The 17,927-nt window shown below is 67.2% G+C and carries 22 protein-coding genes; 9 read left to right on the plus strand and 13 right to left on the minus strand.

Going from position 1 to position 17,927, the window contains the following annotated elements:
- The first annotated feature begins 152 nt into the window (after positions 1–152).
- Positions 153–350 (plus strand): hypothetical protein, encoded by a 198-nt coding sequence (locus ACV7NQ_RS40680; protein WP_463364361.1) that lies wholly within the window; start codon positions 153–155, stop codon positions 348–350.
- A gap of 34 nt (positions 351–384) precedes the next feature.
- Here the strand turns inward: ACV7NQ_RS40680 and ACV7NQ_RS40685 are convergent, their stop codons facing one another.
- Positions 385–546, minus strand: coding sequence for a hypothetical protein (locus ACV7NQ_RS40685; protein ID WP_463364362.1), 162 nt, complete (start codon positions 544–546; stop codon positions 385–387).
- 46 nt (positions 547–592) lie between these two features.
- On the opposite strand from ACV7NQ_RS40685, the gene ACV7NQ_RS40690 reads away from it, so the two are divergent.
- Positions 593–1,009 carry an NUDIX hydrolase gene (locus ACV7NQ_RS40690; protein ID WP_463364363.1) on the plus strand — a complete coding sequence of 139 codons (417 nt, stop codon included), beginning with the start codon at positions 593–595 and terminating at the stop codon, positions 1,007–1,009.
- Positions 1,010–1,091: 82 nt separating this feature from the next.
- Positions 1,092–1,589, plus strand: a complete 498-nt coding sequence (locus ACV7NQ_RS40695; RefSeq protein ID WP_463364364.1) for a hypothetical protein — start codon at positions 1,092–1,094, stop codon at positions 1,587–1,589.
- A 6-nt stretch (positions 1,590–1,595) separates the two neighbouring features.
- Here ACV7NQ_RS40695 and ACV7NQ_RS40700 read toward each other — a convergent pair whose 3' ends face one another.
- From ACV7NQ_RS40700 to ACV7NQ_RS40720, 5 genes are all read right to left on the minus strand, one after another.
- Complete coding sequence (locus tag ACV7NQ_RS40700) at positions 1,596–1,826, minus strand: hypothetical protein (protein WP_463364365.1); 231 nt, start codon at positions 1,824–1,826, stop codon at positions 1,596–1,598.
- Between the two features lie 227 nt (positions 1,827–2,053).
- Complete coding sequence (locus tag ACV7NQ_RS40705) at positions 2,054–2,668, minus strand: GTP-binding protein (protein WP_463364366.1); 615 nt, start codon at positions 2,666–2,668, stop codon at positions 2,054–2,056.
- Positions 2,649–3,023, minus strand: a complete 375-nt coding sequence (locus ACV7NQ_RS40710) for a DUF742 domain-containing protein (RefSeq protein ID WP_463364367.1) — start codon at positions 3,021–3,023, stop codon at positions 2,649–2,651. The genes ACV7NQ_RS40705 and ACV7NQ_RS40710 overlap by 20 nt, the downstream gene beginning before the upstream one ends.
- Positions 3,020–3,415, minus strand: coding sequence for a roadblock/LC7 domain-containing protein (locus ACV7NQ_RS40715; protein ID WP_463364368.1), 396 nt, complete (start codon positions 3,413–3,415; stop codon positions 3,020–3,022). Before ACV7NQ_RS40715 ends, ACV7NQ_RS40710 begins: the two co-directional genes overlap by 4 nt.
- Positions 3,393–5,795, minus strand: a complete 2,403-nt coding sequence (locus tag ACV7NQ_RS40720; protein WP_463364369.1) for a sensor histidine kinase — start codon at positions 5,793–5,795, stop codon at positions 3,393–3,395. Before ACV7NQ_RS40720 ends, ACV7NQ_RS40715 begins: the two co-directional genes overlap by 23 nt.
- A 304-nt stretch (positions 5,796–6,099) precedes the next feature.
- Between ACV7NQ_RS40720 and ACV7NQ_RS40725 the strand changes: the two genes are divergently transcribed.
- The gene (locus tag ACV7NQ_RS40725; RefSeq protein ID WP_463364370.1) at positions 6,100–7,653 is read left to right on the plus strand and encodes a succinic semialdehyde dehydrogenase; all 1,554 of its coding nucleotides are present in this window, start codon (positions 6,100–6,102) and stop codon (positions 7,651–7,653) included.
- 29 nt (positions 7,654–7,682) lie between these two features.
- Here ACV7NQ_RS40725 and ACV7NQ_RS40730 read toward each other — a convergent pair whose 3' ends face one another.
- The 5 genes from ACV7NQ_RS40730 to ACV7NQ_RS40750 all read right to left on the minus strand — a co-directional run bounded on the left by ACV7NQ_RS40730 (position 7,683) and on the right by ACV7NQ_RS40750 (position 10,975).
- Positions 7,683–7,910, minus strand: coding sequence for a hypothetical protein (locus tag ACV7NQ_RS40730; RefSeq protein ID WP_463364371.1), 228 nt, complete (start codon positions 7,908–7,910; stop codon positions 7,683–7,685).
- A 451-nt stretch (positions 7,911–8,361) separates the two neighbouring features.
- A complete protein-coding gene (locus ACV7NQ_RS40735) occupies positions 8,362–8,676 on the minus strand; it encodes a hypothetical protein (RefSeq protein ID WP_463364372.1) in 315 nt (104 codons plus the stop codon).
- A 76-nt stretch (positions 8,677–8,752) separates the two neighbouring features.
- A complete protein-coding gene (locus ACV7NQ_RS40740) occupies positions 8,753–9,895 on the minus strand; it encodes an alkaline phosphatase family protein (protein WP_463364373.1) in 1,143 nt (380 codons plus the stop codon).
- A gap of 42 nt (positions 9,896–9,937) precedes the next feature.
- Positions 9,938–10,252, minus strand: coding sequence for a nuclear transport factor 2-like protein (locus ACV7NQ_RS40745; RefSeq protein WP_463364374.1), 315 nt, complete (start codon positions 10,250–10,252; stop codon positions 9,938–9,940).
- A gap of 108 nt (positions 10,253–10,360) precedes the next feature.
- On the minus strand, positions 10,361–10,975 hold the full coding sequence (locus tag ACV7NQ_RS40750; protein WP_463364375.1) for a TetR/AcrR family transcriptional regulator: 615 nt from the start codon (positions 10,973–10,975) through the stop codon (positions 10,361–10,363).
- 101 nt (positions 10,976–11,076) lie between these two features.
- Here ACV7NQ_RS40750 and ACV7NQ_RS40755 point away from each other — a divergent pair, with 101 nt between their 5' ends.
- From ACV7NQ_RS40755 to ACV7NQ_RS40765, 3 genes are all read left to right on the plus strand, one after another.
- Positions 11,077–12,171 (plus strand): SDR family oxidoreductase, encoded by a 1,095-nt coding sequence (locus ACV7NQ_RS40755; RefSeq protein ID WP_463364376.1) that lies wholly within the window; start codon positions 11,077–11,079, stop codon positions 12,169–12,171.
- A gap of 11 nt (positions 12,172–12,182) precedes the next feature.
- Positions 12,183–12,401 carry a hypothetical protein gene (locus ACV7NQ_RS40760; protein ID WP_463364377.1) on the plus strand — a complete coding sequence of 73 codons (219 nt, stop codon included), beginning with the start codon at positions 12,183–12,185 and terminating at the stop codon, positions 12,399–12,401.
- Between the two features lie 67 nt (positions 12,402–12,468).
- Complete coding sequence (locus ACV7NQ_RS40765; protein ID WP_463364378.1) at positions 12,469–13,347, plus strand: LLM class F420-dependent oxidoreductase; 879 nt, start codon at positions 12,469–12,471, stop codon at positions 13,345–13,347.
- A gap of 85 nt (positions 13,348–13,432) precedes the next feature.
- On the opposite strand, the gene ACV7NQ_RS40770 is transcribed toward ACV7NQ_RS40765, so the two are convergent.
- On the minus strand, positions 13,433–14,011 hold the full coding sequence (locus ACV7NQ_RS40770; RefSeq protein WP_463364379.1) for a class I SAM-dependent methyltransferase: 579 nt from the start codon (positions 14,009–14,011) through the stop codon (positions 13,433–13,435).
- Positions 14,012–14,125: 114 nt separating this feature from the next.
- Between ACV7NQ_RS40770 and ACV7NQ_RS40775 the strand changes: the two genes are divergently transcribed.
- Positions 14,126–14,998 (plus strand): hypothetical protein, encoded by an 873-nt coding sequence (locus ACV7NQ_RS40775; protein ID WP_463364380.1) that lies wholly within the window; start codon positions 14,126–14,128, stop codon positions 14,996–14,998.
- On the opposite strand, the gene ACV7NQ_RS40780 is transcribed toward ACV7NQ_RS40775, so the two are convergent.
- Complete coding sequence (locus ACV7NQ_RS40780; RefSeq protein WP_463363901.1) at positions 14,969–16,195, minus strand: IS110 family RNA-guided transposase; 1,227 nt, start codon at positions 16,193–16,195, stop codon at positions 14,969–14,971. The two genes, ACV7NQ_RS40775 and ACV7NQ_RS40780, sit on opposite strands and share 30 nt — an antisense overlap.
- A 312-nt stretch (positions 16,196–16,507) precedes the next feature.
- On the opposite strand from ACV7NQ_RS40780, the gene ACV7NQ_RS40785 reads away from it, so the two are divergent.
- Entirely contained in the window at positions 16,508–17,905 is a 1,398-nt protein-coding gene (locus ACV7NQ_RS40785) for an ATP-binding cassette domain-containing protein (RefSeq protein ID WP_463364381.1), read from the plus strand.
- Positions 17,906–17,927: the final 22 nt, after the last annotated feature.

Raw genomic sequence — 17,927 nt, forward strand, 5'->3', positions numbered from 1 at the left:
GACGCTAATCAACCCCGACGCCGACCCATTCCCTCCCGCCAGTCACGACCCGAAGCTGTCGAACCTGTCGAAGATGGCAGTGGAGGATGTCGAAACAATGGCAGCCCTGATCGAAGAAACTCCTCGCCGCGGGCGTGCTGGACTCCGAGGCGGTGACACGGATCCGAGCCCGCGCACAGCAGGCTGTGCGCCGTCTGCTGCCCGCCGAACACCGAGCGAAGATGAGCCGGGGCTGGATTTCACCGCTCATCGTGGTGAAGGGTCGCATCGCGGGCACGTGGAACATCATCGACTCCGAGCTCGTGCTCGTGCTCGCCATGTTCGAGGGCGCGGCGCCACCGAAGAAGTAGCTCGCCGCGGAGGTCGAGCATCTGTCCGGAGTACTCAGACAAGACATTCGGCCCGTCCGAGTCGCCTAGCGACCGGCACGACCAGCGGCCCCGGTGCGATCGCCAACCCGGTCCGCAATGCCGACCAGCCCCACACGTTGTGCGACCACAGCACGACAGTCAGCAGCATGCCCGCGAACGCGACTTGGAAGAACACCGAATTGAGGGCGGACTCGCTCCGGCTGTTCCATTAGGCTGCGGCGGTGGCGGACGGGCGAGTGGGGCAGCTGATCGATACGGTGGCGTGGGTACGGATCGAGGACGGGCGCATCCTGTGTGCGCGGCCGCGCGGTAAGGACCTCTTCTACATTCCCGGCGGTAAGCGCGAAGGCGACGAGACCGACGTGCAGACCCTGCTGCGCGAGATCGAAGAGGAACTCACCGTCGCGCTGCTACCGGAGACTGTCGCGCACGTCGGCACCTACGAGGCGGCGGTATACGGCCCCGACAGCGGCGTGGTCGTGCGGATGAGCTGCTACACGGCCGACTACCACGGCACGCTCGCGGCCAGCAGCGAGATCGAAGAGGTCGCCTGGTTCTCCTACGCCGACAGAGACCTGGTGCCGCCGGTCGATCAGTTGCTGTTCGACGATCTCGTGGATACGGGCCGATTGGCCTGAGTCACCGGATCGTCGGCGTTCGTTCACGCGCGATCGGCCGGTGCGGTGATCGCGCGACCATCGATCGCGATACGGTCGCTGGATGAAGTCGGTGTGCTCGTTGTCGCGCTGGGCCGGTTACGCATTGGTGGCGGGACCGCTCGCCTGCCGTTCGGTGGCCGTCCGGTTGCGGGTGCCGCGGCGGATGCTTGGTGAGTCCATCGCGGTGCGGGACCCCTCTGCAGTCCGCGCCATTCTGCATTCAGTACTTGCTGTCGCGGTCGGCCTGCTGACGTGGTTTCTGGCGTTTCTGGCCATCCTCGCGGCCGTGCGCGGGATCGCGTACCCGCTGATCGCGGCGGGCGACTACGAGAATTCCTGGGGCGGGCCGACGCTCGCGGGCGCGTGGGCGGTGCACGCGCTGCTCGGGGTGGGGCTGCTCCCGGCCTGGTTGGCGCTGGTGGCCGGACTCGGTGCGCTGCAGGTTCGGCTGATCCGCCAGATCCTCGGGCACACCGGGCCGTGGTTTCCGGTCCCGGTGTCCCTCGTGCTGGGCGCCGGCGGCGTCCTGTTCTTCATTGCCTGGCGGCATCAGGCGTGAGGCCGATCAGCAGAGCGGCGCCTTCGAGCCGGTGACCGACCCCTTGAGCAGGCAGCTGATCAACTCGATGAAATCGTGCCCGTAGCTGGCCGAGCCACTGGCCGAGCCGCTGTCGGCGATGGCGCCCGGTGCGGGAGCCTCGGCCGGTGCGGCGAACGCGGGTGCGGTCGTGAAGGCGGCCGAGGTGATCATCGCGCCGGCTACGGCGGCGGTGGCAAGTGTTCGTGTGAAACGCACTGATAACTCCGTTCGATCTGCGAATGTTCGCCGCAAGTATCGATCGGGTCGCACACCGCCCGACAGACCCGAACTGTGGGGCCCCGAAGGGTGGGGGCGCAGCGGCGGGCACCGTCGGAGGGTCGATGAATGCACCTGCTTGCCAACGGTATTGGAAGCGGCGCTAAACCGCCCGGCCGCACCCGAAGGTGTAGAGCCGGGTGGGTGGGTCGCCTCGCGGGAGCGACTCAGGTGGTAACGGTCGATCGTCCCGCTCGTTCGATGAGGTGCTGTACCAGGTTCATCAGCACCTCCTTGCACGACGCCCGGTTCCGCGCGTCGCACAGCAGCACCGGGATGTGGTCGTCGAGATCGAGCGCGTCGCGGACCTCTTCGACGGTATAGATCGGAGCACCGTCGAAGCAGTTCACCGCGACAGTGAAGGCGAGGCCGCGGCGTTCGAAGAAGTCCACCGCGGCAAAGGAATTGCCGAGGCGGCGGGTGTCGGCCAGCACCACGGCGCCGAGCGCGCCGCGGGAGAGCTCGTCCCACAGAAACCAGAACCGGTCCTGCCCGGGCGTGCCGAACAAGTAGAGCACCAGACCGGGATCGATGGTGATACGGCCGAAGTCCAGCGCCACGGTGGTGGTGGTCTTCTGCTCAACACCGGACAGATCGTCGACGCCGGTGCTGACCTCGGTGATCAATTCCTCGGTGTGCAGCGGTGTGATCTCGCTGATCGCCGACACCATGGTGGTCTTGCCGACGCCGAATCCCCCGGCGATGAGGATCTTGACCGAGGCCGCCAGCTGCGGCGCCGAGCTCGCGTCGAGCCGGGTCGGGTCAGATTTTTCGGATGCCATTCAGTACCGCTCGCAATATGTTGAGATCGCCCGGGCCAGCTTCCGGCTGCACCGGAGCCCGGAAGATCAGGTGTCCCTCGCCGATCAGATCGCCGACGAGGATCTTGGTCACCGCCAAGGGCAGTTTCACAATAGCCGCCACCTCGGCGACCGACTGCGGGGTGCGACAGAGCCAAACGATCTGTGCGTATTCGGGTTCAGGCCGCCGCAGGGTGGGCGCGCGGTCGGCGGTGACCACCACCGTGAGCATGTCCAGATCGTGACCCGCGCCGAGGGTGCGGCCGCGGGTCACCGCGTAGGGCCGGACGAGCGGGCCGGCAGCCTCGTCGAACCACTGCTCACCCTGGCGTGTCACGGCAGTCGCGCGGGGGTGGATAGGTAGGTGCCGACACGTTGGACGGTGACGTTCATTTCGTAGGCCACCATGCCGAGATTCGCTGTCTCGGCGGCTTGCAGTGCGAGACAGGCGTTATCGCCCGCCGAGGTCACGAACAGCACCGCGCGATCGAGTTCGATCACCGCCTGCCGGACCCCGCCGCCGTCGAAGCGGCTGCCCGCGCTACGTGCCAGCCCGTAGAGCGTGGAGGACATGGCGGCGAAGTGTTCGGCGTCCTCGCGGGTCATCGCGGTCGACCGGCCGAGTAGCAGGCCGTCGGTGGACAGCACCACCGCGTAGCGCACTCCGGCCAGCCGATCGACGAGGTCATCGAGGAGCCAGTTGAGATCACCGGGGTTGGAAGAAGTCACCGTTGCCTTCCTGTTCATCCGAGGGCGCGGCAGGCCAGTGGGCCTGCTCATCGGGCACCGCCTGCCGACCCTGTCGGGTTCCGTTCTCGATGGCGGACATGAGATCTCGGGCCTGCTCCGCGGTGCGCGCTCGTTCCGGGCTCGACTCCGCAGCGGGCTCGGGAGCCGGTTGCGCCAATTGTGGTGCGAGCCTGGCCTGCCGGCTCCTGCGCGGCAGTGCGGGCCTGCCATCGGGTCCGGTCTGCTGCTGCGGCGGCGCGGTCGGGCGCGGTTCGCTGGCCGGGAGCGCCCGCGGCGGCTCGGTGACCGGTGGCGCCTCGGGCTCCGCGGTCAGCACCGCGGATTCGGGCTCCGCGGCGGTGCGCGGTGTGGAGTCGACGAACGGCACCGGGTGCCGGCGGCGGCGCGTGGACTCGGGAGCATCGAGCCCCGGTGTGGAAGTGTAGGTTTCGACCGCGATCAGCGCCGAGGGAATGAGCACGATGGCGCGGATTCCGCCGTAGTCGGACTCCGTCAACCGGACCGACACGCCGTGGCGGGCGCCGAGTCGCGCGACGACGAACAGGCCGAGCCGGGAATCGGCGGACAGCGCGGCGACACCGAAATCCGGTGGGCTCCGCAGCATGTCGTTCATCTTAGCGACGTCACCCTCCAGCATGCCCATGCCCTGATCGCTGATCTCGACGACAATGCCTTTACCGACCACATTGCCGGTCACCTCGACGTGCGACTGCGGCGGCGAAAACGCGGTCGCGTTGTCCACCAGCTCGGCGAGCAGGTGGATGAGGTCGGCGACGGCGGTACCCATTACGTGCGTATCGGGCAAGCGCGCGACCCGAACCTTGGCGTAGTCGAGGGTTTCGCCGACGGCGCTGCGCACCACGTCGACCAGCGGCACCGGGTTGCGCCACTGCCTGCCGGGCTGGCCGCCGCCGAGGATGATCAGGTTCTCGGCGTTGCGGCGTTGGCGCGTGGCCAGGTGATCGAGCCGGAAGAGGGTGTCGAGCAGGGCCGGATCCTCCTGCTGCGCCTCGGCCTGGTCGAGTATCTCCAGCTGCCGGTGCACGACGATCTGGCTGCGGTGGGCGATATTGAGGAAGACGGCCTTCACGCCTTCTCGGGTGCGCGCCTCGTTCACCGCCGCGGCGACGGCCGCGGTATGCGCGTGCTGGAATGCCTTGGCCACCTGGCCGATTTCGTCGTGACCGTAGTCCAGGTTCGGTGATTCGGTGGCCGGGTCGATGTCTTCGCCCTCGCCCAGCCGCCGCGTCATTTCGGGCAGGCGTTCGTCGGCCAGGGCGAGGGTTTCGCCGCGAAGACGCTTGAGCCTGCGGATGATCCGGTTGGCCAGCACCACCGCGATCAGGATTGCCAGCAGGCTGACCACTATGACGCCGCCACCGGCGTAGGCGGAATTCGTGGCGGCATCGATGGCCTTGCCCTCGGCCACTTTCTGCGTTTGATTGTTGTGCGCCATCCAGGTGTCGACCAGCACTCGGTTCACCTCGGCGGCGGCGCTGTGCCATTCCTGTGTGCTCAACGGCAGTGGCGGCGGGGTCGAGGGCTTGCCCGGACTGCTCGACGAGGCGGTGCTCGGCGGGGTTACGGCGCGCTGTGCCAGCGCGTTTTCCATCGACGTCAGCTGCTGCCACGCCGGGCTCGCCTTGAGAGTCTTCAGGGCCTCGATCCCGTTCGGGTCTCTGGAGAGATTGTCGACTTCGGTGTGGTAGAAGCCGGTCTCGCGCAGGAACTCCTCCACCGGAATGGGTGTTGGCCCGTTCGCGGTGGCGATCAAATTGGCCAGGGCATTACTGCGCGACATCGCTTCCACCACATGGAACAATCGCTTGCTATCGGCGAGGAACACACCGATTTCGGCGTCCGGCGCGGTCTGCTCGGCGAGCTCGGTGCCGGAGAGGATGGCCTCGAGTTGGCGGTTGTAGGACATGTACGCATCGAGCACGGGCAGTTGGCCCGCATCGGTCGCGGCGCGCACCTGGGATATCGCGGTCTGCATGGCCGCGAAGTTCGCGCCGTACTCGCGGACCTGCGAATCGTCCGCCGCGCGTGGACCGAACGCGACGCCGACGAGACCCTTGAACGCGCTGTCCGACCGCAGCCGGGCCGCGCCGAGCGCGGGCATGACGGTCTCGTCACCGGCCAGCGCGGCGAGTGTGAGCTGGCGTTCCTCCTGGACCGCGTCCATGAATTCCCGCCCCGGCTGCAGCGATTGCTGATTCTGCGTGACCCATTCTTTGGCCTTATTTGCCTCGGCCACCAGGTACCCCGCCGCGCCCACGCCGACCACGAGCAGGGTCAGGCTCGGGACGAGCGCGATCGCCAGAATCCGCGTTCGGACCCCGAGCCTCGCTCTGAACATCGGCACAACCTAATCGAGATGCCCACCGGTCCGGGGATTGTGTCCTGGTGAGCGGGACTCAGTTTGACTTCGAAGAGAACTTCTGCTTTTGCGGATTGACGAATTCACCTCGACGCCATGGCTTCTGCCGTGCCCATAGAAGATTCGGAGACCGACGCCGGTTGGATCTGCCGAAGGCCGTGTAGTCGACAGTTCCGGCCAATTCGTTGGCACCGGCCGCCGACCGGGTCCGGCGTGTGCGCTCCGAGAGCGCGACGGCGTAGATTGTGTGCACCCGGCGGTTACTCCCAAGTAGGAGGCGATGATGCCCGCGCCTGAAGCCGAAGTCTTCGCTCGTCTGAGCGCGCTCGCCGCGATCGATAGCCCCGGGGCGCGCGCGACCAAGACGATCGTCGAGACCTTCACCGGTAAGCCGCTCGGCACCGTGCCCGTTGGCACCGCCGAGGATGTGACGGCCGCCTTCGGCAGGGCCGCGGCAGCGCAGGCGCGCTGGGCCGCACGCTCGGCCAAGGAACGCGCCGCGGTGCTGGAGCGATACCGGGCGCTGGTAGTGGGAAACCGCAAGTTCCTGATGGACGTGATCCAGGCCGAGACCGGCAAGGCGCGCTGGGCGGCCCAGGAAGAGATCATGGGCCTGATGTTCGCGGCCCGATACTTCTCTAAGGCCGCGCCGGGATTGCTCGAACCGCATTCGGTGCCGGGCGCGTTCCCGGTGCTCAACCGTGCCGCCGTCCGGCATCAGCCCAAGGGCGTGGTGGGCGTCATCGCACCGTGGAACTACCCGATGCTGCTGTCGATCGGTGACTCGATCCCCGCGCTGCTCGCGGGCAACGCGGTGGTCGCCAAGCCCGACAGCCAAACTCCGTTCTCCGCGCTGGCCAGCGCGGAGGTGCTGTATCAGGCAGGGCTGCCGCGCGATCTGCTCGCGGTGGTGCCGGGGCCGGGCACGGTGGTGGGCACCGCGATCGTCGATGCCTGCGACTACCTGATGTTCACCGGCTCCTCGGCCACCGGTCGCGCACTGGCCGAGCAGTGCGGACGCAGGCTGATCGGGTTCTCCGCGGAACTGGGCGGCAAGAACCCGATGATCGTCACCAATGGCGCGAAGCTGGACAAGGCCGCGAAGGCGGCGGTACGGGCCTGCTTCTCCAATGCCGGGCAGCTGTGCATCTCGATCGAGCGGCTCTATGTGGAGAAGGCGATCGCCGCGGAATTCACCGAAAAGTTCGTCGCCGCCGTCGAGACCGCGAAACTCGGTGCCGCCTACGACTATTCGACCGATATCGGCAGCCTCATCTCCGAGGCGCAACTGGAGACCGTCACCAAGCACGTCGCCGACGCGACCTCCAAGGGCGCGAAGGTGCTGGCCGGCGGCAAGGCGCGCCCGGATCTCGGCCCGCTGTTCTTCGAGCCGACGGTGCTGGCCGACGTGACCGACGAGATGTCCTGCGGCCGCGACGAAACCTTCGGCCCGCTGGTGTCGATCTACCCGGTCGACGCCGCGGACGAGGCAATCCGGCTGGCCAACGACACCGAGTACGGCCTGAATGCCAGCGTGTGGGGGGCCACCAAGAGCGAGGGCGAGCAGATCGCGCAGCAACTGCATGCCGGCACGGTATGCGTCGACGAGGGATATGCCCCGGCCTGGGGTACCACCGCGGCCCCGATGGGTGGCATGGGAATTTCCGGCGTCGGCCGCAGGCACGGCCCGGACGGACTGCTGAAGTTCACCGAACCGCAGACGGTGGTCGTCACCAGGTTCATGAACCTGGATGCGCCGCCGCTGGTTTCGCAGGACAAGTGGCAGCGGCTGCTGATGATGCTCGCGCGCAGCATCCGCTTCCTGCCCGGTCGCTGACCGTTCGTCACCTGCGCGCCCGCACCCCGTCATCCCGGCCGGCACCGACGACGGGGCTTGCGGTGCCGGCCTGAGACATCGGCTTTCAGCGTGCTGGCGGATGCCGGGCGGTCGCCGTAGACGGCGGCGTGCAGTGGGGTGAAACCGTCGGGTTCCAGCGCGAGCAGCGCCAGGATTTCGAGTTGGCGAGGCGGCAGCGGCACCGGCTTGCCCTCTCGCAAAAGCCCTTGCGGCGCCGAGGCATTCGAGGCAGACACCCGCTGCCGGTGCGGGGGCAGCGGCGCGCAGCATGGTCTCGACCGCGGGGACAAGGGCCCGCACCGAGGTCATCACCGCGGGATGGGAGCGGTTCCAGGAGCTGGACTGATCGAGCACGCCGACCTGTCTGGCATCGGGTGCGTGGATCGGCGCGCAGTAGCATGCCGCGACCAGATGCTCGGCGGAGAAGACCGGTGGTCGGTCGATCGTTGTGCAACGCGAGCGATAAAGCGTTGGTACCCAAGTGGCTTTCGTCCCAGCAACCGCCCGGGGCGAAGTTCACCTATTCGGCGTGGCGCCGGACACTGCGGTCGCCGCACGACCACAGGATGGTGCCCGGGGTCGACGGTGTGCAGCGAACGCTGCCAGGACTGGGCGACCTCGTCGCGGAGCAAGCTGGCGGCCGCGGCGGCGCGCACCGCAACGTGTGGGTCAGCGGTCGCGCCACGGTCACTTGTTCATGAAAATGCCTGCCACGTCGGCGTTCTTGATCGGCGTTTCCGCATTTCGCTGCGCGCCGCAGAGCAGGTCGACCGAGATCATCGTTCCGTCCACGACGGTGCCCGCGGGTTCGTGATCGTCCTTGGTCTGCTGCTTGACGAACTTGGTGATTGTCATCCGCTTGGTGTCCTGATCCTGCTTGACGTATTCGCTGCACGGGGTGTCGCCACCGCGGTTGAGTACGCGCTGGACATCGGTGCAGCCGGCCAGCAATAACGCGACCGCCGCGACCCCGAGGCCCGTCTGTGACAGCGTGGCGTTCATGTGTTCCTCCTGGCGACTGGGCGAGCGGCAGAGCCCGCGACGATCGCCACCAGCGTAAGGCCAACAATGTGGACAATCAGTGGAGGGTGATGCGCAGCGGTACGTTCATCTCGGCCGGTGTGAGTGAACCGTGATGGCCGACCATGATCGATTGCAGCGGCTCGGCTCCGCTGCGGATGACACCGCGGCCGCCGCCCGCGACCACCACCAGGTCGCCGATGCGATCGGCGAACTGCGGGGAGACGGTGGGGCCGAACCAGCCGCGAGCGATGATGTCGGCGCGGGCCAGCACGGCGAAGTCGGCGCCGAGGAATTCTTGCCAGGCGGCCGCGACATCGGATGCGGCGCCCTCGACGGTGTACACGTGCCGGGCGCGCGGCTCGCCGCCGAGGCGGGCCACGCCGTCCTGCAGTGCGGCTGTGGTGTCGAAATCGATGCGTTCGTCGAGTTCCACCATGCCGTGGTCGGCGGTGACGATCAGCGCGCCGTCGGGCGGGAGGTGTTCGGCGATGGCGGCGGCGAGGCGGTCGACGTGCGTGAGCTCCAAAAGCCATGCGTCCGAGGTGGGTCCGCGCACGTGTCCGGTGGTGTCGAGGTCACCGTGGTAGGCGTAGACGAGCGAGCGGCTGCCCGCGCGCAGCGCTTCGGCGACGCCTGCGACGAGGTCGCCGAAGGAGACGTTGGGTCGAAATTCGCAGCCGCGCAACACCGCTCGGGTAAGTCCGGAGGCAGCCTGATAGTTGGGGGCTACCTGGGTGACGGCGATGCCGTGCGCCACGGCGCGCTCGAATACCGTTGTGCTCGGCTGGAATTGCTCGGGGACGAGCTCGCGCAGCAGGTCGATCTTCGGCCCCTCGCCGTGGAGTCGCCAGCGCAGCGAATTCACCAGCCGGTCGTAGCCGGGAACTTTGATCAGATATCCGACGATGCCGTGCTCGCCGGGCGGAACGCCGACGCCGAGCGAACTCAGGCTGGTCGCGGTGGTGCTGGGGAAGCCCGCCGCCAGCTCGGTCGGAACGAGGCTCGACAGGAACGGCGCCACATCGGGATGGGCGGCCAGCGCCTGTGCGCCGAGGCCGTCGATCAGCAGTACGCAGATCCGGTTGGCTGTCAGACCGAGGCCGAGCCGGTCGACCTCGCCGGGTATACCGAGCCCGGCGAGCAGGGAGGGGAACAGATCTGCCAGGGAGCCCGTACCGTAACGGGGCGCGACGAACACGACGTCAGCCTGGCAAGGTCGCGGTGGCGAAGGCAAGCGCGATCAGGCCTGGCCGGTTTCGAATCGGCTGATCTTGCCCTCGCGCACGGTGAATCGCCACGTGGTGCGCATCGAACCCCACCGGGAATTGGTGTAGTTGGCAACCAGGTCGGTGCCGCCGTCGCCGACGGATTCGATGTCCATGCGCCCGTTGCTGCCGAAGATTTCGGAGTCGGTCCACTGTGCGACATTCCGCTCGACGCCGTCGTCGGACATGGACGCGTCGTCGGTGAGAATGCCGTAGAACCGGTCGTTGTCATTGGCGTTGAGCGCGTCGACGAACTCTTGGACGACGGGATCGAGCTGCTGTGCGGTCATCCGGTCTTACCTCTCGGATCAAGTGCGGGAGTGCAGGGCGGGGACAGCAAACATTCAATTTTACTGTAGGCCAGCGCAGGCTGCTGGGGTGCGATGCGGCGGCGCGCGTTACGCGCCGGGAGCGACGAGAGTCGTGAACGTGCGCATGATGTCGTCGACGAGCTCGGGGGCCGTCGTGCCGAACTGCACCGAACGCTTCTCCAATTGTCCGTCGAGCCAGAGCGAGGCCAGTCCGTGCGCGAGGCCCCACCAGGTGACGGCTAGCGTGTCGGCCTTGGCCGCGGGCAGTACGCCGGCCGCGACGCAGTCGGCGACGACGTCGGCCAGCACGGCGAACGCCGCATCGCCTGCGGCCATGGCGTCGGGATGCTTGTCCGGCTGGGATAGCTCGGGGCGGAACATCAGCCGGAAATAGCCGGGGTGCGCGCGGGAGAACCGCACATACGCCTGGCCGAGCGCGGTCAGCGCCTCCAGTGGCGCCGCCGCGTTCGAGCGCGCTGCCGCCAATTCGCTGCCGAGTTGCCGGAATCCCTGCGTGGACAGGGCCGCGAGCAGCGCGGCTCGATCAGGGAAGTGGTGGTAGGGCGCGCCGGTACTGACGCCGGCTTCGCGGGCCACCCGGCGCAGGCTGACCGCGCCGATGCCCTCGGTTTCGATCAACCGCAGACAGGCAGCCAGCAGCGCGTCACGCAATGCGCCGTGGTGGTAGGAGGTCCGCGTCACCGTTCGAGCCTAGGCGACAGACCCTGGACAACCTATCTTTGCGATGCTTAGATTATCTGAGCGGCGCTCAGATTGGTGCCGACCTCGAGACGGGTGAGCATATGAGCACACGGGTACTTGTCACCGGTGCAACGGGATTCGTCGCCGGGCACTGCATCGCGGAACTGCTGGAGCACGGTTACGCGGTGCGCGCAACGGTCCGCGACCTCGGAAACACCGGCAGGCGGGCGCATCTGCTGCGGCTGGCTGAGCGCACCGGCGGCGACCTCGAATTCGTCGCGGCGGACCTGGACGGCGAATCCGGCTGGGCTGCAGCGGTTTCCGGCTGTACCTACGTCCTACACGTGGCCTCGCCGTTTCCATCGGCGCCGCCGGAGGACGAACAGGAATTGATCACCACCGCCGTGGACGGCACTCTGCGGGTGCTGCGCGCCTGCGTCGCGAGCGACACGGTGCGGCGAGTGGTACTCACGTCGTCGATCGCGGCCGTGGCGCACGGTCATCGGACCGACGCGCTGCGCACCGAGGCGGATTGGACGGTGGTGGAACGCAGTCCGGCCTATCAGAAGAGCAAGACCCTGGCCGAGCGGGCGGCCTGGGAGTTTGTCGATGCGCAGCCCGCCGATCGCGGCCTCGAACTGGCGGTGGTGAACCCCGGAATGGTGCTGGGGCCGGTGCAATACGCGGCAACGAGCACCTCGCACGAACCGATCCGCCGACTGCTCGCCCGCGACACGCCAGGGTCACCGCGGGTGGGGTGGTCGGTCGTCGATGTGCGGGATCTCGCGACCGCGCACCGGCTGGCCATGGAGGTGCCAGAGGCCGCGGGGAATCGGTATATCTGCTCGGGCGAGCACCTCTGGATGGGGGAGATGGCGCGAATATTGGCCGAGGAGTTCGACTCCCTCGGGTTCCGGGTACCGACCCGCGGACTGCCGGATTGGCTGGTGCGGACGATCGCCGTGTTCGACAAGGGGCTGCGCCTGGCCGTACCGACGCTGGGGCGCACCGAACGGCTCAGCGCCGAGAAGGCGCGCCGGGAACTCGGCGCGACGATGCGCCCGATCCGGGAAATGGTCGTCGACACCGCCGACAGCCTGCTGGTGTACGGAATCGTCGCGCAACCGCGAGGTCGTGGTTCCGGTGGGCCAGTACGGAATCCGGGACCGTTGTCGGCGAACTCCGCCTCGGCCTGAGGGATTCGGACATGTTGGTCGCCACGCTGCTCATCACCACGATAGGACTGCTGCGGCGCTGGTGGCGGCGCCGCACGACCACGGAAGAGACCGTCGATTCCGGACCTGAGCGCGCATCGCCGGATAATCGGGCGACGCGTCCGCCGGTCCGCCGTCGGTTGCCGGTGTTCGCGGCGGCGCTCACTCTGATCGGTATCGCCCTGGCTGCGAGCGCGTTCGTGCAGTGCTGAGCCGACCGGGCGGACGGCCGTCGAGTTGGCCTAACCGGACCGCATTGGGTAGACAAGGGTTGTGACTGTGCAGCGACCGTTCCGGTTCGGCGTCAACATGGTGGTTCCCGAGTCGCGGGCCAACTGGGTCGAAAAGTGCCGCAGGGCCGAGGAATTCGGATACGACGTGATCGGCGTGGCCGATCATCTAGGGTTGCCCGCGCCGTTTCCTGCGATAGTTCTGGCGGCCGAGGCGACCGAGCGGGTCCGGTTGAACACCTTCGTGCTGAACACGCCGTTCTACAACCCGGTGCTGCTGGCCCGCGATGTCGCGGGTACGGACCGGTTCACCGACGGTCGAGTGGAACTCGGCCTGGGCGCTGGGTATGTGAAGGCCGAATTCGAGGCGGCGGGAATCCCGTTCGAGAGCGGCGGCAAGCGCGTCGAGCACCTGGAGAACACGGTCGTCACGCTGCGCCGACTGTTCGCGGACCCGGAATATCAGCCGCAGCCCGCGCAGCCGTCGGGTCCGCCGCTGCTTATCGCCGGTTGGGGTGACCGGCTGCTGCGGGTCGCCGCCGCGCACGCCGACATCATCGGATTCACCGGTGCCGCGGCCGCCCGCAACGGCGCGCCGCTGCAGATGGCCGGGCTCGAGGAAACCGCGGAGCGGATCGCCTATGTGCGCGGGCTGCTCGGTGCGCGCGCCGAGCAGGTGGAGCTGAATATCCTTATCCAGCGGGTGGTTCCGCCCCAGGACCGCTCGGCGGTGTTGGAGGTATTCGGTCCCGCGCTGCCGCCGGAGGTCGCGGACACGCCGGAAGAACTGCCGATCCTGCTGATCGGGACGCCGGAGGAGATGGCGCAGCGACTGCGCGAGCGCCGCGAGCAGTATGGCATCAGCTACATCACCGTGCTCGAGGACAGCATGGAGAACTTCGCGCCGGTCATCGAGCTGCTGCGCTGATCGGGTGCCGTCCGTTCGATCGAACGGACGAGGCCCGCCGTAGGCCTGCTCATGGGCAGTAGCTGCGGAGCAGTGGTGGCCCGGCCTATTCGGTCGGCTTGTGCCAGAGCAAGGTATAGCGCCACATCAATCGGCGTCGGATGCGAGCGTCGGGCAGGATGTCGGCTGCCGCGCGCCGGATCTCGGCGAGGGTGTCCTGCGGACTCTGCACGGGTGCCGGGTCGGTAGCTGCGGGGTGCACGGCATCGACGGCCCGGATGACCGGTATCAGGACGGTGTGCAGCGGGTCGGTCCGCACGCTCATCTTCCATAGACCGAGGATCACCAGGGTGCCGCCGGGCGCGACCAGATCGCGCAGCGCGGTGAGGCCCTGGGGCAGCGGCACATGATGAACGCTCGCCACCGCCGACACGAAATCGAAGCGGCCCGACAGTGTGCGGAAGTCGGCGCGCCAGAAACGAACGTTGGCCCGGCCGCGGGCGCGGGTGAGGACGTCGGCGTCGATATCGATCCCAAGGACGGAATCGCACTGGTGCGCAAGCTTGTTCGCGAGTAATCCGTCACCGCAGCCCACGTCGAGCGCGGTCTGTGCGGTCGGTGGGACCTGGGCCAGCAGCCAGGAATGGTAGTGCGTGTTGTGGTTCCAATACGGATCGCGACTCACCAAGACGACCGTACCGACGAGACCGCGCGGAGAGTTATTCACAATCAGAATCAATGTGATTTATGTCACTCTTCGCCGCGCGCAATGTCGGTGGCGGATGGCATGGTTGTGGCTATGCCATTCACCGAATCCGCCGCTCGCGATGTCATCCGGGTGCTGGGCGCCAGCGAGCACAACCTGCGTGATGTGTCGCTGGAGATTCCGAAGAACAAGATCACCGTGTTCACCGGTGTCTCCGGGTCCGGGAAGTCCTCGATCGTGTTCGACACCATCGCCGTGGAATCCCAGCGCCAGCTCTACGCCACGTTCCCGGCGTTCATACTCAACTTCCTGCCACGCTACGAGCGCCCGCACGCCGAGGCGATCGAGAACCTGACCGCGCCGGTGATCATCGACCAGCAGCCGGTCGGTGGCGGCCCGCGCTCCACCGTCGGGACGATGACCGATATCTACTCGATGGTGCGCGCCATGTTCGCCCGATTCGGTTCGCCCTCGGCCGGATTCGTCTACAACTACTCCTTCAATGTGCCGCAGGGGATGTGCCCGGATTGCGATGGCCTCGGCATGACTGTGCGTGCCGATCCGGATCGGCTGGTTGATCGCAGCAAGTCGCTCAACGACGGCGCGATCCTGTTGCCCGGCTACGCGGTCGGCAGCGGTGACTGGCAGCTCTACGGGAAGTCGGGTCGGTTCGATCCGGACAAGACGCTGGCCGACTACACCGAGGAGGAGTTCCATGATCTGCTCTACGGCAGTGGCGGCAAGGTGGAGCTGACCTTCAGCAAGGGCACCTGGAAGGCGAATTACGAAGGGGTGGCGACCAAATTCACCCGCACCCGATTGCAGCGCGACACCTCCACGCTCAGCGAGAAGACCCGCGAGCAGATGCAGAAGTTCCTCACCGAGGGTGTGTGCCCGACGTGTCAGACATCCCAGGAGCTTGGGTGTCAAGGAAATTCAAGCTGCGAGGTGCTGGTAGCGGTGTGACCAGGCCGCTTGCTGGCTGTAGGGAGTCTTGGTTTTCAGGCAGCCGTGCAGGATGCCGACGAGCCGGTTGCCGAGCTGGCGGAGAGCGGCGTTGTAGTTCATGTCGCGGGCTCGTAGCTCGTCGTAGTAGGCGCGCGCTCCGGGGTCGTGCAGGATCGCCGCACCGGCCTGCATGTGCAGGGCGTCGACGAGCCGATCGTTGTGGACGAACCGGGCGTGGACGGTTTTGGTCTTGCCGGACTGGCGGGTGATCGGGGCGGTGCCGGCGTAGTTCTTGCGGGATTTGGCGTCGGCGTAACGGCCATCGGCGTCGCCGAACTCGGCAAGCACCCGGGCGCCGGTGATCACGCCCATGCCGGGTTGGCTGAGGTAGACCTCAGCGTCCGGGTGCCGGCCAAAACACGACCCCACCTCGCCCTCGAGGATCTTGACCTGCTCGTTGAGGGTGCGCAGGACCGCGACCGTCGCGCGGACCGATGCCGCGTAGGCGCCGGCCACGATCTCGGCCTGGCCCAGGTGCTCACCGCGCAGCGCCGCCTGGATCGCGGCGGCCTTGGCGGGGATATCGCGGCGTCGTGCCCGCTTGAGCGCGGTAGTGATCTGGCCGATCGTCAACCGTGCCGCAGTGGCGGGATCGGCGGCCTTGCCCAGCAGTTCGAGGGTGTCGGCACCGGCGAGCCCGAGCGGCTTGTAGGCCTCGAGTGCCGCCGGGAAGTACTCGCGCAGCGCCGTGCGCAGCCGCAGCATGTGCCGGGTGCGTTCCCAGATCAACGTCTGATGCGCGCGGGCGGCGACCTTGACCGCCGCGGCCTCGTCGGAATCGGCGGCGACCTGACGCAGCTGGTGGCGGCGGGTGCGCAGCATGTCGGCCAGGGTCTTCGCGTCGGCCTTGTCGTCCTTGGCGCCCGACAGCGACAGCAGTTCCCGATGACGGGCAGCGGTTTTCGGGTTGACCCCGTACACCTGGTAGCCGGCCGCGACCAGCGCCCGCACCCACGTGCCGCGGTCGGTCTCGATGCACACCAGCACCTGCCCGGGATCGGAATCCTGTGGCAGGAACCGGGCGATCAGCTCATGCAGCCGGGTCATGCCCTCGACGCCCTCGGGTAGCCTGGCTGCCTTCAGGGTCTTGCCTTGTTCGTCCTGCACCTCCACGTCATGGTGATCTTCGGCCCAGTCGTCTCCGACGAACAGCATCGTGTGCTCCTGAATCTGCCGGTTCGGTTATCAGCAGCCGACGGGAGACCCAGCGCCCTAATGGACCAGTGCTCACACCAAAGGTGTTGGTGGGCACGACATCCCATAAGTTGTTTCGCTCCCGGCCACCGGCAGGGGCACGGTCTGACACAAGAACTCGAAGCTCAGGGTGCGTAAGTGCTCACCTGCCGGGGCTACCGGCACCGAGTCTGCCCTACCGACCGACCCGGTAGCTCCCATTAGGGCGCTCGGCTCAATGCCGAGGCGCTCGCGACGAAGATCAATGGACGCAATATCGCCGACTGGTCGCGGTTGCAGATCACCGATCTGATGGCGGTGCTGGAGGAGGTCACCGATCCGGCCGCGCTCGGGCTCGCCGGGGCCATCCGCACCGCGCTGCAGCGGGTCGCCGATATCGGGCTCGGCTATCTGAGCCTGGATCGGGCGACCTCGAGCCTGTCGGGCGGTGAGGGGCAGCGGCTCAAGATGATCAAGCATCTGGCCAGCACATTGATCGGGATGACCTACATCTTCGACGAGCCGAGCGTCGGGCTGCATCCCCGGGATGTCGGCCGGTTGAACAATCTGTTGAAGGAGTTGCGGGACAAGGGCAATACCGTGCTCGTCGTCGAGCACGATCCCGATGTCATCCAGATCGCCGACCACATCGTCGATGTCGGTCCACGCGCCGGTGTGCACGGCGGGCAGGTGGTGTTCGAGGGCAGCTTCGCCGACCTGCGCGAGTCCGATACTCCTACCGGCGCCGGACTGCGCAGGCTGTTCACGGTGAAGGAAACGTTCCGGAAGTCGAACGGCGAGTTGGTTATCGAGCATGCCAGCGTGCACAACCTGAAGGATGTGACGGTCGCGATTCCGACCGGTGTGCTCACCTCGATCACCGGTGTGGCCGGATCCGGTAAGAGCAGCCTCATCCGAGATGTGTTCGTGCGCAAGCATCCCGAGGCGATCTTCGTCGACCAGTCCGCGATCGCGGCGTCGTCGCGCTCCACCCCGGCCACGTATCTGGGGTTGATGGATCCCATCCGCAAGCTGTTCGCCAAGGCCACCGGGGAGTCGCCGGGCCTGTTCAGTTTCAACTCGGCCGGTGCCTGCAAACAATGCGAGGGCCGCGGGGTCATCATCACCGAGGTCGCCTACATGGATCCGGTGACCACCCACTGCGACGCCTGCGACGGACGACGCTTCTCCGATGAGGTGCTCGCACACACGTTGCGCGGCAAGTCGATTGCCGACGTACTGGAGATGACGGCCGAGGAGGCGCTGAAGTTCTTCGCGGAGAAGGCGCTTCATACCAGGTTGCGCACCATGAACGAAGTAGGCCTCGACTACCTGAGCCTTGGCCAGGCCATGAGCACCCTGTCCGGCGGTGAGCGGCAACGCATCAAGCTGGCCACCCAGCTGCAGAACACCGGCACCGTCTACGTTCTGGACGAGCCGACCACCGGGCTGCACATGTCGGATGTGGACACTCTGCTCGCGCTGATGGACGGTTTGGTCGACCGCGGTAATACGGTCATTGTGATCGAACACAATCTGGACGTGGTCGCCCACTCGGACTGGGTGATCGACCTGGGCCCCGACGGCGGCAAGGACGGTGGCGAGGTGGTCTTCACCGGCACTCCGGCCGCACTGCTGGAGCATCCGACCTCACTCACCGGCGAATACCTCCGCAAATACAAGGCCGCATAGGCAGCGGAGGAACACGACCGGG

It is taken from the genome of Nocardia sp. Tas62D01 (genome assembly GCF_055232035.1).